The sequence below is a fragment of the Cupriavidus sp. FW305-46 genome (assembly GCF_058787075.1).
Genome location: NZ_JBYSZI010000008.1, coordinates 1 through 15,751, shown reverse-complemented (window position 1 = coordinate 15,751; position 15,751 = coordinate 1). Strand labels below are relative to the sequence as shown.

Here is a 15,751-nt window from a genome sequence, read left to right as displayed (position 1 = left end):
CCGCGGGTCAGGTATCCCCTGGCGCACGCCAGGCGCGCCAAGGTAGCGTGAGCCGGGCTTGCGAAGCGAGAAAGGCAGGGCGATAGTGATATACCATATACGACAGACCGCGCACCGCTACTGTGCCGATGCATGACAACAACGCATTGTTTGATGCGTTTTCGTAATGGGTCAGGCGTTTTTGCTAAGCTGTGCGGCAATGCGGGGGGCAGCCATTCCGGCCACCCTGCCGCTGGTCTCACACGAGCTCATTCATGTCTGCGCAAAGCCAATCCATCGTCCAGCCCAACGGGCTGGCCTTGTCCGTGCAACCGATCAATGCCGGCGCGAGCCTGCGCGACCAGGCCTACGCCATGTTGCGCCAGGCCATCGCCGACGCTGACATCTACCAGTCGCGCGACGAGATCCGCCTCGATGAGCGGGTTCTGAGCGAGGCCATGGGTGTCAGCCGCACACCCATCCGCGAAGCCATGACGCTGCTGGAGCAGGAGGGCTTCCTGCGCACCGTGCCCCGGCGCGGCATCTACATCATGCGCAAGACCAAGCGCGAGATCGTGGAGATGATCCAGATGTGGGCCGCGCTGGAAAGCATGGCCGCGCGGCTGGCCACCGAGAACGCCACCGATGCCGAGATCGCGCAGCTGCGCAGCATGTTCGACAGCTTCCGCGATTCCACTCCGGCCGAGCATATCGAAGAGTATTCCGACGCCAATATCGCGTTCCACCAGGCGATCGTGCAGCTGTCCAAGTCGCAGATCATCATGGACACGATCCGCAATATCTTTATCCACGTGCGCGCGATCCGGAAGATGACGATCTCGCAGAGCGACCGGGCGGCACGTTCGATCGTGGACCACCTGCGCATCATCGAGGCGCTGGAGAAACGCGATACCGAGCTGGCCGAGCGGCTGGTGCGGCAGCATTCGCTGGATCTGGCTGACTACGTGGAACGGCACTGCGACTTCCTCGACTGAAGGCGGGCGGGGGTAGGGCGGCAATACGGCGGACCTTGGTCCGCCGTTTTGCTTTTGTGCGTTCCCGGATGACGCGCGAGCTTTTCGTGTTGTGGTATGTGATATATCAATGTGAAAAAGATGCTGGCTGACTGATTCGGGATTTGACTGGGTTTCCCACTTCGGGCAAGCAAAACAGGTCGATTGCTGCATTGCATCGTCGAAATTTGTGTTGCATCGGGCAAACTCCTCTTGCTCTCTTCTGATATATCACATACCGTATGTCATCAATAGGGCCGGAACGGACGCGAGCGAGTACGCGCCGAGCACCAGGAACAGACCATATACAAGTGAAACCATCGTCCGAGGAGACATCCGAAATGGAAACCAAGGCACTGCAAGGCGTTCGCATCCTGGATATGACCCACGTCCAGGCGGGCCCCTCGGCCACGCAGCTGATGGCGTGGCTGGGCGCGGACGTGATCAAGGTGGAAATGCCCGGCCGCGGGGACATCACCCGCAGCCAGCTGCGCGACGTGCCCAACGCCGACAGCCTGTACTTCACCATGCTCAACAGCAACAAGCGCAGCCTGACGCTGAACATGAAGACGCCCGAAGGCAAGGCGCTGCTCGAAGACCTGGTCCAGCGCAGCGACGTGCTGATCGAGAACTTCGGGCCGGGCGTGCTCGAGCGCGCGGGCTTTGACTGGGACCACCTGCAGGACCTGAACCCGCGGCTGGTCTATGCCTCGATCAAGGGCTTCGGCCCGGGGCCGTACGCGGACTGCAAGGCGTATGAGAACGTGGCCCAGTGCATGGGCGGTTCGGCCTCCACCACGGGCGATGCCGAGGGCGTGCCCACTGTCACCGGCGCGCAGATCGGTGATTCGGGCACGGGCGTGCATTGCGTGGTCGGCATCCTGGCCGCGCTGCTGCAGCGCGAGCACACCGGCCGCGGCCAGCGCGTGGAAGTGGCGATGCAGGACGCGGTGCTGAACCTGTGCCGCGTCAAGCTGCGCGACCAGCAGCGCCTGTCCAACGGCCCGCTGCGCGAATACCCGAACGAAGAGTTCGGCGACCACGTGCCGCGCGCCGGCAATGCCTCGGGCGGCGGCCAGCCCGGCGCGGCGCTGCGCTGCGCGCCGGGCGGCCCCAACGACTATGTCTACGTCATCATCCAGCCGCAAGGCTGGGAGCCGCTGATGCGCCTGTGCGGGCGCGAGGACCTGATCACCAATCCGGACTACGCCACGCCAGAAGCACGCCTCAAGCACCTGGCCGACTGCTTCGCCGTGATCGAGAAATGGACCGGTGGCCGCAGCAAGTTCGACGTGATGGCGGCGCTCAACGAGGTCGATGTTCCGTGCGGCCCGATCCTGTCGATGAAGGACCTGATCGAGGACGAGTCGCTGTACCAGCGCGGCTACCTGAAGGAGCTGGAGCACCCGCAGCGCGGCAGCTACGTGCAGCTGGGCTGCCCGATCACGCTCTCGGCATCGCCGGTGGAGATCGAGCGTTCGCCGCTGCTGGGCGAGCATACCGAAGAAATTCTCGAGTGGCTGGGGCGCTCGCCCGCGCAGATCGCCGCGATGAAGCTGGCCGGCGCGGTATGACGCAAGCCTGACGTCATTCCCGCCTGTGCGGGAATGACGAATCCGGGCGCGAGCCGCCCACGATCCCATTTCTTCCAAGATCCTGCAACCGACATCGGAGCAGGCAGGGCCCCGCTTTGCCTGCGCAAGGAGCATGCTGTGCAAACCTGGATACGCTTTCGCCGCGCTGACGGCAGCATCGGCCATGGCCGCATCGACGAAGCCGATGGCAACCGTGTCGTCGAATATGACGGCGACGGTTTCAACGACCCCGCCCCTACCGGCGCCGTGCATGAGCGCGCGTCGCTGACGCTGCTCGCGCCCTGTGCGCCGGGCAAGGTGGTGGCGTTGTGGAACAACTTCCACGCACTCGCGCGCAAGCTGGAAAAGCCCGTGCCTACGCACCCGCTGTTCCTGCTCAAGCCGGCCTCGTCGCTGGCCGGGCCGGGCGATGCGGTGCAGCGCCCCAAGAGCTACGACGGCAAGATCGTCTATGAGGGCGAGCTGGGCATCGTGATCGGCAGCAAGGCGCGCAATGTGTCGGTGGCCGAGGCCGGCGCGCATATCTTCGGTTATACCGTCGTCAACGACGTGACCGCGGCCGAGCTGATCACGGCCGACCCCAACTTCCCGCAGTGGACGCGCGCCAAGGGCTTCGACACCTTCGGCTGCATCGGCCCGGCCATTGTCTGCGGCTTCAACTGGAAGGCCGCCAGCGTCATCACGCGGCTCGATGGCGTGGAGCGGCAGAACTACCCGCTGTCGGACATGATCTTCTCGCCCGAGGAACAGGTCAGCCGGATCTCGCAGGACCTGACGCTGATGCCCGGCGACGTGATTGCGTGCGGCACCTCGATCGGCGTGGGATCGATGAAGGACGGTGCGGTGGTCGAGGTGGCGATCGCGGGCATCGGCTCGCTGGTCAACCACGTGCGCGGCTGAGCCGGTGCCCGATTCCTTCCATAAAACGGTGAATGCCATGCCAATGACGATCGGTGTGCCACGCGAAGTCCACCCGGGCGAGCGGCGCGTTGCCGCCACGCCCGACTCGGTCAGGGAACTGCTCAAGCTCGGCTATCAGGTGGTGGTGGAGAGCGGCGCCGGCCAGGAAGCGTCGTTCTCCGACGCTGACTACAGCGCCGCCGGTGCGGCCATTGTCGACGCGGCCAGCCTGTGGGCCTCGGTCGACGTGGTGATCAAGGTGCGCCCGCCGCAGGTCCATCCCAGCCTGGGCGTGGAAGAGGCGGCGCTGCTGAAGAAACATGCCACGCTGATCGGCTTTGTCTGGCCGGCGCAGCAGATGGCGATGCTGGAGCGGCTGACGCAGCGCGGCGCAACCGTGCTGGCGATGGACTGCGTGCCGCGCATCTCGCGCGCGCAGAAACTCGATGCGCTCAGCTCGATGGCCAATATGGCTGGCTACCGCGCGGTGATCGAAGCCGCGCATGCGTTCGGGCGGCCCTTTGCCGGGCAGATCACGGCAGCGGGCAAGATCCCGCCGGCGTGCGTGCTGGTGATCGGCGCGGGCGTGGCGGGGCTGGCGGCGATCGGCGCGGCGCGCAGCCTGGGTGCGGTGGTGCGCGCCTTCGATACGCGACCGGTGGTGCGCCAGCAGATCGAAAGCCTGGGCGCCGAGTTCCTGACCGTCGAGATCGAAGAGGACGGCAGCGGCAGCGGCGGCTATGCCAAGGAGATGAGCCCGGCTTTTATCGAAGCCGAGATGCGTCTCTTTGCCGAACAGGCGCGCGAGGTCGACATCATCATCACCACCGCGCTGATCCCGGGCAGGCCCGCGCCCAAGCTGCTCGAGGCCGGCACGGTGGGCCTGATGCGCGCCGGCAGCGTGGTGGTCGACCTGGCTGCTGAGCAGGGTGGCAACTGCGTGCTGACCGTGCCGGGCGAGGCGGTGCGGCAGCACGGCGTCACCATCATCGGCTACACCGACCTGCCCAGCCGCATGGCGGCGCAGGCCAGCCAGCTCTATGGCACCAATATCCGCCACCTGCTGACGGAGCTGACGCCGGGCAAGGACGGCCAGCTCGTGGTCGACATGGACGACGAGATGATCCGCGGCGCCACGGTGCTGCACCAGGGCACGGTGACCTGGCCACCGCCGCCGCTGACGGTGGCGATCCCGCAGCAGCAGGCGCCGGCCGCGCCGCCGCCGGTGCAGGCCGAGGCCGAGCCGCCGCGCAGCCGCACCGGCGCGACGCTGGTCGCGCTGGCCATCGCGGCGGCGGCGCTGCTGGGCCTGGGCGCGGTCGCGCCGCCGGCCTTCATGGCGCATTTCACGGTGTTCGTGCTGGCGATCTTTGTCGGCTACCAGGTGGTGTGGAACGTCACCGCCGCGCTGCATACACCGCTGATGAGCGTGACCAATGCCATCAGCGGGATCATCGTGGTGGGCGCGCTGGTGCAGCTGGGCAAGCCGTCGCTGGTGACGGCGGTGATTGCCGGCAGCGCGGTGCTGCTGGCCACCATCAATATCGCCGGCGGCTTCCTGGTGACGCAGCGCATGCTCAAGATGTTCCAGCGGGACTAGAGGGGGAGACAAGGATGCCATCCGGAATCAGCAATATCGCTTACCTGGGCGCCAGTGCGCTCTTCATCCTCAGCCTGAGCGGGCTGAGCCACCCCGGCACCGCGCGCCGCGGCAACCTGCTGGGCATCGCTGGCATGGTGATCGCGGTGCTGACCACCGTGCTGGCGGGCAGCCCGGACGGCATCGCCATCATCATCGGCGCAATGCTGGTGGGCGGCATCGCCGGTGCCCTGCTGGCCAGGCGCGTGGAAATGACGCAGATGCCGCAGCTGGTGGCGGTGCTGCACAGCTTCGTCGGCCTGGCCGCGGTGCTGGTGGGCTACGCCAACTACCTGGATACCCATGCGCTCACCGGCGCGGAGAAGGCCATCCATGAAGTGGAAACCTACCTTGGCATCCTGATCGGCGCGGTCACGTTCACGGGCTCGATCATCGCCTTCCTGAAGCTGCAGGGCACCATGGGCGGCAAGCCGATGTTGCTGCCGGGCCGGCATGCCTTGAATGCCATCGCGCTGCTGGTTTGCGTGTGGCTGGGCTATGCCTTCCTGAGCGCGCCCGACGCGCAGCAGGGGCTGGTGCCGCTGGCGGCGATGACGGTGATTGCGCTGCTGGTCGGCGCGCACCTGGTGCTGGCCATCGGCGGCGCCGACATGCCGGTGGTGGTGTCGATGCTCAACAGCTACTCCGGCTGGGCCGCGGCGGCCACCGGCTTCATGCTGGGCAACGACCTGCTGATCATCACCGGCGCGCTGGTGGGATCGAGCGGCGCCATCCTCAGCTACATCATGTGCAAGGCGATGAACCGCAAGTTCCTGTCGGTGATCCTGGGCGGCTTCGGCGCAGTGCAGGCACAGGGCGCGGCGACGGAGCAGGGCGAGGTGCTGCCGGTGTCCAGCGAGGAAGTCGGCAACCTGCTCAAGGACGCCAGCGACGTGATCATCGTGCCGGGCTACGGCATGGCGGTGGCGCAGGCGCAGGGCACCATCAGCGAGATCGCGCGGCGGCTGCGGGCGCAGGGCGTCACCGTGCGCTTCGGCATCCACCCGGTGGCGGGCCGCCTGCCCGGGCACATGAACGTGCTGCTGGCCGAGGCGCGCGTGCCGTACGACATCGTGCTGGAGATGGAAGAGATCAACGACGACTTCGAGAAGGCCGACGTGGTGCTGGTGGTGGGCGCCAACGACATCGTCAACCCCGGTGCGCTGGAAGACCCAGGCAGCCCCATTGCCGGCATGCCGGTGCTGGAAGTGTGGAAGGCCCGCACCGTGGTGGTGTCCAAGCGCAGCATGGCGGCGGGCTATGCGGGCGTGGACAACCCGTTGTTCTACAAGGACAACACGCGGATGTGGTTCGGCGACGCCAAGGGCAGTGTCGATGCCCTGCTGAGGCAACTGGAGGAAGCGCCGGCCTGAGTTGCTGAACAGTTCAGGCGGTGGCTTTTGTTGTCTGGATGGGCCCAGCCATAGACAATCTTGGAAGCCCGGCAGGCGATTCATGCCAGCTCCGCGATATATAAACGATCACGAATAGATACGATAAAAAACTTTAAGACTAGTCAAATTAAGCTTCAGGTAGCATCAATCCACGACTTCATGTGCCGCAATGCAGCTCGGGCTATGAAAAGGCCTTCCTGACCTTCGGCATTTTGCAGGGCGTGTGCATTTTCGTGCTGGCACTGCTGCTGGTGAAGCCCAAGGCGCCCAAGGGCGCGGTGGCGGCCAAGGCGGTACTGTGGTGGTGCCGCTGGCATCGGTCCTGTCGGCGCATGGTGGCTGGGGAGCCGTGTTCTCGGTGGCGGCGGTGGTGACGATTGCGGCAGGGATCTCGGCCAAGGTGTTCCTGGCGCCCATGCGCAAGCGCTTTATCATCGGGCATGCCGAGGCAGTGCGCGTGTCCGACGGCGCGTGCCTGGCTGGCATGTCGCCGCATAGGCGGAAGGGTAGAGGGGGAGCCTCGCGTAGGCTGCCGGGCTTCCGGAGTGGGGGCAGGACATTCCCATAGTGGGCGCGCTGGTGTTCGCGGAGGCCGTCAGTGCGCGGCAACGTGTTCCAGAGGGCCACAAAGTCGCTGGAATTTTGGTATGTAGTATATCTGCATGCGTAATTCCGACTAGATTTCCAGGTTTCGACATGGCCCGGAAATCTGTGCCGATTGCGCATGAATGGCGTGCTTTCAGGAATTGGGTTGATTTAGCGGTAGTTGCCTGCAAAATTGCTGCGCCGCATCGACGAAACTTGAAGATCTAGGGGAAATTCTTCTTGCTTCGTTCTGATATATCACATACCGTATGTCATCAAGATCGAATGAAACGATCGGGCGCCGCAAGGCATACGGGTAGCAACAGCGAAGGGCGAGAAGGCGAGAGTGCCCCGCCCCGTAAAGAGTTCAACGAGGAGACCAAGACATGTCCGAAGTCGTCGAAGCCAAGCGGGTCGGGAGCACCACGCGGAAGACACGCTGAATTAGAAGAATTCCAACCCCAGTCAATTTGTATAGAAGGAATCAACCATGGCAGAAGTCGGAAACGAACTGCAGCGTCACGCCACGGAAGAACATCAGGCACAAACCGATGGTTTTCATCTGGTCATCGACGCGCTGAAGCTGAACGGCATCGAAAACATCTACGGCTTGCCCGGCATTCCGGTCACCGATCTGGCCCGTCTGGCGCAGGCCAACGGCATGCGCGTCATCAGCTTCCGTCACGAGCAGAACGCAGGCAACGCAGCAGCGATTGCCGGCTTTCTCACGCAAAAGCCGGGCGTTTGCCTGACCGTTTCTGCGCCGGGCTTCCTGAACGGGCTGACGGCGCTGGCGCATGCGACCACCAACTGCTTCCCGATGATCCTGATCAGCGGCTCGAGCGAGCGCGAGATCGTCGATTTGCAGCAGGGGGACTACGAAGAGATGGACCAGCTGGCCATCGCGCGTCCGCACGCCAAGGCTGCCTTCCGCGTGCTGCACGCTGAAGACATTGGTGTCGGGATCGCGCGTGCCATTCGTGCCGCCGTGTCGGGCCGTCCGGGCGGTGTGTACCTGGACCTGCCGGCCAAGCTGCTGGGCCAGTCGATGGAAGCCGAGAAGGGCCGCAAGTCGCTGATCAAGGTGGTGGATCCGGCCCCGCGCCAACTGCCTGCACCGGACTCGATCGACCGTGCTGTCGCGCTGCTGAAGAGCGCCAAGCGCCCGCTGATCCTGCTGGGCAAGGGTGCCGCGTACGCACGCGCCGAAGCGGATATCCGCACGCTGGTCGAGAAGACGGGCATTCCGTACCTGCCGATGTCGATGGCCAAGGGCCTGCTGCCCGATACGCATCCGCAATCGGCCTCGGCCGCACGCTCGTATGTGCTGGCTGAAGCTGACGTGGTGTTGCTGGTCGGCGCCCGCCTGAACTGGCTGCTGTCGCACGGCAAGGGCAAGACCTGGGGCAAGCCGAAGCAATTCATCCAGATCGACATCGCGGCGACCGAGATGGACAGCAACGTCGCCATCGCCGCGCCGGTAGTGGGTGACATTGGTTCGTGCGTGTCGGCAATCCTCGACAAGGTCGGCAATGACTTTGCCAAGCCGGGCGCCGAGTGGCTGAACGCGGTGGCCGACCGCAGGGACACGAACCTGGCGAAGATGGCCGAGACCCTGGCCAAGTCCAGGGATGTCTCGCCGATGAACTTCCACGGCGCGCTGAGCGTGCTGAAGGATGTGGTCAAGGCCAACCCGGGCATCTCGTTCGTCAACGAAGGCGCCAACACGCTGGACTACGCCCGTGCCGTGATCGACATGTACGAGCCGCGCAAGCGCCTGGATGTAGGCACCTGGGGCGTGATGGGCGTGGGCATGGGCTACGCGGTCGCCGCGGCGGTCGAGACCGGCAAGCCGGTGCTGGCGCTGTGCGGCGATAGTGCGTTCGGTTTCTCGGGCATGGAAGTCGAGACGATCTGCCGTTACAACTTGCCGGTCTGCATCGTCATCTTCAACAACAACGGCGTCTACAAGGGTATCGACGTGAATCCGACCGGCGGCAAGGATCCGGCGGTCACGACGTTCGTCCCGGGCGCGCGCTACGACAAGATGATGGAAGCGTTCGGTGGCGTCGGCCACAACGTCACCACGCCGGCGGAACTCGAGGCTGCGGTGAACGAAGCCCTGCGCTCGGGCAAGCCCACGCTGGTCAACGCTGTCATCGATCCGGCTGCCGGCACGGAAAGCGGTCGTCTGACCAATCTGAATCCGCAAAGCTCGGCCAAGAAGTAATTCACCCGAATTTCACCCCTCTGATCCAATAGGAGAACGAAAGTGAACCTCCCACTCAACGGCATCAAGATCATCGACTTCACGCACGTCCAGGCCGGTCCCGCCTGCACGCAGCTTCTCGCGTGGTTCGGTGCGGACGTGATCAAGGTCGAGCGCCCCGGTTCCGGCGACGTGACGCGCACCCAGCTGCGCGACATCCCGGATGTCGATGCGCTGTACTTCACCATGCTCAACAGCAACAAGCGCAGCCTGACGCTGGACACCAAGAAGCCGGACGGCAAGAAGATCCTGGAGCAGCTGATCCGCGAGTCGGACGTGCTGGTCGAGAACTTCGGCCCGGGCGCGCTGGACCGCATGGGCTTCTCGTGGGAACGCATCAACGAACTGAACCCGAAGATGATCGTGGCTTCGGTCAAGGGCTTCAGCGACGGCCACCACTATGAAGACCTGAAGGTCTATGAGAACGTGGCCCAGTGCGCCGGCGGCGCGGCCTCGACCACCGGCTTCTGGGATGGCCCGCCGACGGTGTCCGCCGCGGCGCTGGGCGATTCCAACACCGGCATGCACCTGGCCATCGGCATCCTCACCGCGCTGATCGGCCGCGACAAGACCGGCAAGGGCCAGAAGGTGGCCGTGTCGATGCAGGATGCGGTGCTGAACCTGTGCCGGGTCAAGCTGCGCGACCAGCAGCGCCTGGACCGCCTGGGCTACCTGGAAGAGTACCCGCAGTATCCGCACGGCAGCTTCAGCGACGTGGTGCCGCGCGGCGGCAACGCGGGCGGCGGCGGCCAGCCGGGCTGGGTGCTGAAGTGCAAGGGCTGGGAAACCGACCCCAACGCCTATATCTACTTCACCATCCAGGGCCATGCCTGGGAGCCGATCTGCAAAGCGCTGGGCAAGCCGGAATGGATTTCCGATCCCAACTACGCCACCGCCAAGGCTCGCCAGCCGCATATCTTCGATATCTTCAACACCATCGAGGAATGGCTCGCCGACAAGACCAAGTACGAGGCCGTGGACATCCTGCGCAAGTTCGACATCCCGTGCTCGCCGGTGCTGTCGATGAAGGAAATCGCCGATGATCCGTCGCTGCGAGCCAGCGGCAGCATCACCGAGGTGCCGCACAAGGAGCGCGGCACCTACCTTACGGTGGGCAGCCCGATCAAGTTCTCCGACCTCAAGCCGGAGATCACCGGGTCGCCGCTGCTGGGCGAGCATAGCGAAGAGGTGCTGGCCGGCCTGGGCTACGGCGCGGACGACATCAAGCGCCTGCGCGAGTCCCAGGTGATCTGACGCTGCCCGCCGGCACTTGTGCCGGAGTGTACGCCGGGGTCTCGCGCATAGCGGGCCCCGGCGTTTTTGCTTGCAGCGTGGCCATGTGGCACGCTACCTTGATGGCCATGACAGGCCGGCGCCGACCGGCCCTGGTAATAACGAGGGAATCCCCATGACAGACCAGATCGATTACGCGCAACTGGTGTCCGCCATCGGCGACGCCATCATCATCTCCGACGCCAAGGGCGCCATCACGCTATGGAATCCCGCGGCCGAGCGCATGTTCGGCTTTACCCAGGCCGAGGCCATGGGCAAGTCGCTCGACCTGATCATCCCTGAGCGCCTGCGCGGGCGGCACTGGGAGGGCTACGACAAGACCATGGCGACCGGCATCACGCGCTACGGCCACGATCTGCTCAAGGTGCCCGCGGTCGACAAGGACGGCAAGGCCATGTCGATCGCCTTCACCGTGGCGCTGCTCAAGGATGATGCGGGCGCTATCACCGGCATCGTCGCCGTGGTCCGCGACGAGACCGTGCGCTTCCAGGAGGAGCGGGCGCTGAAGAAGCGGCTGGTGGAGCTGGAAAACCAGGTCAAGGAACAGGCCTGAGGCGCGTGCCTTTTCCGTGATCCAGGGCCAGCCGCGCAGCGCGTCGGCCCGGTGGCCAGGCCTGGTCCTGGCCGTTTCCTGTTTGCGCGGCGGCCCCGGCCGGGGCCCCCGCGCAGGTTCGTTTGTCCCCCCGAGTTTTCCCGAATAGGTGGCCGGCATGCGCTTCCAGCACCGCTTTGGCGTAGCCGATCCTGGTCTTTTTGGTACCAAAATCGTTGACTGAGTACCGAATGCCTCCTACATTGGGAGCCCTGACAAAGACAGATCCGAGGAGACAACATGAGCCGTCAAGCTTCGGCCGCTGCGGTAGTCCATGGCGGCGCTACGGTGGGCCAGCTCTATGCGGCCGCGCTGCGTGCCCGGCCCGGCGTGCCCGCCATCGTCGGCGACGACACCACGCTGAGCTATGAGGCGCTCGCGCGGCAGTGCGCGCGCGTCGCGCGGCTGTTTGCCGCCCGCGGCCTGGCGCGCCAGGATGCCGTGGCCTTCCTGGTGGGCAACCGCGCCGAAGCGGTCGCCGCCATCATCGCCGCGCAGCTGGCCGGGCTGAAGAACGTATCGCTGCATCCGATGGCATCGGAAGCGGATCACGCCTTCGTGCTGCAGGATGCCGGGGTGCGGGCGCTGGTGGTGGACAACGCCCGCTTCACCGAGCGCGCGCGCGTGCTGGCAGCTGGCGCCGGCCTGCAGGTCCTGCCGCTGGACGATGGCGAGTTCGGGCCTGGCCTGGCCAATGCGGCGGCTGCGTTCGATGACGCGCCCGTGGTCCCCGGCGACGACCCCACGGAAATCAGCCGGCTGGCCTATACCGGCGGCACCACTGGCCGTTCCAAGGGCATCCTGCATACGCACCGCACCACGGTGACGGTGCTGCAGTACATGCTGGCCAGCTACGAATGGCCGGCGCAGATCCGCTACCTGGTGACCACGCCGATCTCGCACGCGTCCGGCAGCCTGTTCCTGCCGACGCTGCTGCGCGGCGGCACCATCTACCTGTGCGACAAGTTCAGCCCCGCCGATTTCCTGCGCCGCGTGGCCGAACAGCGGATCAACCTGACCTTCCTGGTGCCCACGCAGATCTATGGCCTGCTCGATTGCGACGGGCTGGACGCGGCCGACCTGTCCAGCCTGGAGCTGGTGCTTTACGGCGCCGCGCCGATCGCGCCGGTGCGCCTCGCTGACGCGCTGCGCCGCATCGGCCCGGTGTTCGGGCAGGTCTACGGCCAGGCTGAAGTGCCGATGTGCATCAGCTACCTGAGCCAGCGCGACCACGATCCGGACAACCCCGAGCGCCTGCGCTCGTGCGGCAAGGTGATCCCGGGCAACCAGGTCAAGCTGCTGGACCCCGACCTGCGTGAAGTCGCGCCGGGCGAGGTGGGCGAGCTGTGCGTGCGCGGTCCGCTGGTGATGGAGGGCTACCTGAACCGGCCCGAGGAAGACGCCAAGGTCTTTGCCGGCGACTGGCTGCATACCGGCGACATGGCCCGTTGCGACAGCGAGGGCTTCCTGTACATCGTCGACCGCGCCAAGGACATGATCATCAGCGGCGGCTTCAACGTGTACCCGAGCGAGGTGGAGCATTGCCTGGCGCTGCACCCGGCCATCGCCATGTCCGCGGTGATCGGCATCCCCGACCCCAAGTGGGGCGAGGCGGTCATCGCCGTGGTCGCGGCCCGGCCCGGTGCCGCGCTTACCGAGGCCGACGTGATCGGCCACGTGACGCAGCACAAGGGCGTGGTCAATGCGCCCAAGCAGGTGGTGTTCGTGGATGAGCTGCCGCTGACCGCGCTGGGCAAGATCGACCGCAAGGCCATCCGCGGCCGCTACTGGGGCGGCCAGGAGAGGCAGGTGGCCTGAGCGTGCCCACCGCATGCCGCACGGCCCCGCAAGAGGGCCGGCGGCCTGCCAGACCGACAACAATGGAGGAGACCATCATGGCAATCCGCTCACGTTTCAACGCTATCCGCCCAACCCGGGCGCTCCACGCCGCGCGGGCATGCCTGCTGGCGCTGGGCCTCGCCTGCGCCAGCGTGCACGCCGCCGACACCTACCCGGCCAGGCCGGTCCGCTTCGTGGTGCCGTTCGCGCCGGGCGGCGTCACCGACCTGACCGCACGCACCTTCGCCAAATACATGGGCGATGCCCTGGGCCAGCCGCTGGTGGCGGAGAACAAGCCGGGCGCCGGCGCGACCATCGGTGCCAACTTCGTGGCACGATCGGCGCCGGACGGCTACACGCTGCTGCTGGGCACCAACGTCACCCATGCGATCAACCCGCGCCTGATCGCGGCGACGCCCTACGACCCGCTGAAGGACTTCCAGGCGGTGGCCGTGTTCGGGCTGAATGGCAATGTGCTGCTGGTGAACAACAACTTCCCGGCCAAGACCTTTGCCGAGTTCCTGGCATACGTCAAGGCCCGGCCCGGCAAGGTGAACTACGCGTCGGGCAGTCTCGGCAGTTCGGCGCACCTGTCGGCGGAGTTGCTCAAGCAGGACGTGAAGGGGCTGGAGTACACGCACGTGCCCTATGGCGGGCCGTCCGAAGCCATGGCCGCGCTGATAGGCGGGCACGTGGACTTCCTGTTCGCCAACATCGGCGCCGCGGTCACGCAGGTGAAATCGGGCAAGGTGCGCGCGCTGGCGGTAACCACCGCGAAACGCGCGCCGCAGTTGCCGGACGTGCCCACTATCGCGGAATCGGGCGTCCCCGGTTTCGAGGTCGTGGGATGGATGGCGGCCTTCGTGCCCAAGGGCACGCCGGCGCCAGTGGTGACGCGGCTGAACGAGGTCATCAACCAGGCCCAGAAGAACCCGGATCTGCGCACCACGCTGGATGCCGCGGCGCTGATCCCGGTAGTGGCGGCGCCCGACCAGGCCAGCCGCTTCGTGCAGGATGAATACGTCAAGTGGGGCCGCGTGATCCGCGCCGCCAACGTCCCGCTGCAATAGCAGGGCAGGTGCCGCGATCCGCGGCTAGGACGTGCCGGCGCCGGCGCCGGCTTCGGGCCGGCACAGCAGGCCGTTCAGGATGATCTCGTAGAACTCGCTGAAGGCATCGCCGATCTTCAGGCCGGTTTCCTTCAGGAACTGCTGATTGCGCAGCCGGTACGCCGCGCCCAGGATCGCTTCGGAAACCAGCCGCGGATTGTGCGGCGCCATCAGCCCTTGCCGCATGCCTGCCTCGAGCAGGCTCTCCAGCCCGCGCACGCGCGCCAGCTGGTAGTCGTCGAATATCGCCCGGCCGCTGTCGATCGCATCCAGGTCCGCCAGCGCGGCCTTGCTCAGTCCCGACGTGTTGAGCGCGGCATGCAGGTAGGCGGACACTGCCCGCGCCGCATCGCTTTCGCGGCGCGCCGCGGCAAAGCCCCTTTCCAGGTTGTCAGCGAGCACGTCGCGGCAGATGCCGACGAACAGCGCTTCCTTGGTCGGCGCGATCTCGTACAGGCGCCGCCGCGAGCAGCGCATGCGTCGGGCAATCTCGCCGATGGTCAGCGACGACACGCCTTCGGTGCTCAGCAGCCGGGTCAGTTCGTGGACAAATTCTTCATCGGTGCGTCGAGTCGGCATGAAACGGGTGGCAAGCCGGGCAAGCGCCGGGCGCGTGAGTGTAGATGCCGAATCTTACGACGACTGCGCGGTGCAGGCATGGCGATGGATCGCAAGCAGGCTTCCATCAGGCGAGGCCGCTCGCGCGCCTCGCCGTGAACTGACCGGCCCCCTCAGTTGAGATGACCGACCGCGCGCAGGTATTCGTTCTTCTTCTCGAAGATCAGCGCGCTCAGAAAGGCGGCGTCATAGGCGGCCAGCAGGTGCGCGTGGTGTTCTTCGATATAGCGGGCCACGCGCGCCTTCTCGCATTCGATGCCGCACAGCCATTCATACATCTCGGCGTCCCAGCGGAAGCGCAGGCCCAGCTCGATAAACGCGGCGTTGTAGGCGGCGAGCTGGGTGTCGCGCGGAATGGGTTGGTTATCGGTGCCGACCGTGATGGCAGCCTGGCGGCTTTCCTGCTGGACCTGGTTCATGCTCGTCTCCTGAGATGCGCTGTAGCGGTTGGGTTGAGACAAGCATAGGGACCGCGAATGATTTACGATAATTAAAGTTTCATAGCAATACCATAATCAATCGTTTATGCATTCTGGCGGATCAAACCTTCCACGCCGGTAATTCGCTCGATCAGTCCCGCGCCTTCCTCCATCAGGAACTGCTTGAACGCCAGCGCCACCGGTGGCAGCCGCTTGTTCTTGCGGTGCACCACATACCAGTTGAGCATCACCGGGAAGCCCTCGATGTCCAGCACGGCGAGCTTGCCGGCCTGCAATTCCAGGCCGACCGTGTGCGCCGACAGGAAGGCGATGCCCATGTTGGCGATCACGGCCTGCTTGATGGTCTCGGTGCTCTTGATCTCCATCGCGATGCGCATGTTCGACAGACGCCCGGCAAAGCCCTCCTGCATCGAATTCCAGGTATCCGAGCCTTTCTCGCGTGAAACGAAGGCTTCATCAGCCAGCTCGGCCAGCGGGATATTGCGC

General features: G+C 65.5%; 13 protein-coding genes and 1 pseudogene. 11 read left to right on the top strand and 3 right to left on the bottom strand.

Features of this window, described 5'->3' with window-relative positions:
• Nucleotides 1-254 precede the first annotated feature (254 nt).
• The 11 genes and pseudogenes from AC3WON_RS05665 (at nt 255) to AC3WON_RS05615 (ending at nt 14,168) form a co-directional block, all read left to right on the top strand.
• Complete coding sequence (locus AC3WON_RS05665) at nt 255-974, top strand: GntR family transcriptional regulator (protein ID WP_010810222.1); 720 nt, start codon at nt 255-257, stop codon at nt 972-974.
• A gap of 359 nt (nt 975-1,333) precedes the next feature.
• Nucleotides 1,334-2,566 carry a formyl-CoA transferase gene (frc, locus tag AC3WON_RS05660; protein WP_035818879.1) on the top strand — a complete coding sequence of 411 codons (1,233 nt, stop codon included), beginning with the start codon at nt 1,334-1,336 and terminating at the stop codon, nt 2,564-2,566.
• Between the two features lie 138 nt (nt 2,567-2,704).
• A complete protein-coding gene (locus tag AC3WON_RS05655; RefSeq protein ID WP_010810220.1) occupies nt 2,705-3,487 on the top strand; it encodes a fumarylacetoacetate hydrolase family protein in 783 nt (260 codons plus the stop codon).
• Nucleotides 3,488-3,524: 37 nt separating this feature from the next.
• Nucleotides 3,525-5,087: a Re/Si-specific NAD(P)(+) transhydrogenase subunit alpha gene (locus AC3WON_RS05650; protein WP_492351335.1), complete on the top strand. Its 1,563-nt coding sequence runs from the start codon at nt 3,525-3,527 to the stop codon at nt 5,085-5,087.
• 14 nt (nt 5,088-5,101) lie between these two features.
• Nucleotides 5,102-6,499, top strand: coding sequence for a Re/Si-specific NAD(P)(+) transhydrogenase subunit beta (gene pntB / locus AC3WON_RS05645; protein WP_492319549.1), 1,398 nt, complete (start codon nt 5,102-5,104; stop codon nt 6,497-6,499).
• A 319-nt stretch (nt 6,500-6,818) separates the two neighbouring features.
• Nucleotides 6,819-7,019: pseudogene (locus AC3WON_RS05640) on the top strand (oxalate/formate MFS antiporter); the annotation flags it as partial.
• 576 nt (nt 7,020-7,595) lie between these two features.
• A complete protein-coding gene (oxc, locus tag AC3WON_RS05635) occupies nt 7,596-9,335 on the top strand; it encodes an oxalyl-CoA decarboxylase (RefSeq protein ID WP_492319550.1) in 1,740 nt (579 codons plus the stop codon).
• A gap of 42 nt (nt 9,336-9,377) precedes the next feature.
• Nucleotides 9,378-10,628: a formyl-CoA transferase gene (gene frc, locus AC3WON_RS05630; RefSeq protein ID WP_035818898.1), complete on the top strand. Its 1,251-nt coding sequence runs from the start codon at nt 9,378-9,380 to the stop codon at nt 10,626-10,628.
• A gap of 154 nt (nt 10,629-10,782) precedes the next feature.
• A complete protein-coding gene (locus AC3WON_RS05625) occupies nt 10,783-11,220 on the top strand; it encodes a PAS domain-containing protein (RefSeq protein ID WP_492340420.1) in 438 nt (145 codons plus the stop codon).
• Nucleotides 11,221-11,499: 279 nt separating this feature from the next.
• Nucleotides 11,500-13,077 (top strand): AMP-binding protein, encoded by a 1,578-nt coding sequence (locus AC3WON_RS05620; protein WP_492351334.1) that lies wholly within the window; start codon nt 11,500-11,502, stop codon nt 13,075-13,077.
• 77 nt (nt 13,078-13,154) lie between these two features.
• Nucleotides 13,155-14,168 carry a Bug family tripartite tricarboxylate transporter substrate binding protein gene (locus AC3WON_RS05615; protein ID WP_492351333.1) on the top strand — a complete coding sequence of 338 codons (1,014 nt, stop codon included), beginning with the start codon at nt 13,155-13,157 and terminating at the stop codon, nt 14,166-14,168.
• 24 nt (nt 14,169-14,192) lie between these two features.
• Here AC3WON_RS05615 and AC3WON_RS05610 read toward each other — a convergent pair whose 3' ends face one another.
• The 3 genes from AC3WON_RS05610 to AC3WON_RS05600 form a co-directional block, all read right to left on the bottom strand.
• A complete protein-coding gene (locus AC3WON_RS05610) occupies nt 14,193-14,786 on the bottom strand; it encodes a TetR/AcrR family transcriptional regulator (RefSeq protein WP_492351332.1) in 594 nt (197 codons plus the stop codon).
• A 152-nt stretch (nt 14,787-14,938) separates the two neighbouring features.
• On the bottom strand, nt 14,939-15,244 hold the full coding sequence (locus tag AC3WON_RS05605; protein ID WP_492351331.1) for a LysR family transcriptional regulator: 306 nt from the start codon (nt 15,242-15,244) through the stop codon (nt 14,939-14,941).
• 104 nt (nt 15,245-15,348) lie between these two features.
• A partial coding sequence (locus tag AC3WON_RS05600; protein WP_492351330.1) for a LysR substrate-binding domain-containing protein occupies nt 15,349-15,751 on the bottom strand: 403 nt, incomplete at its 5' end.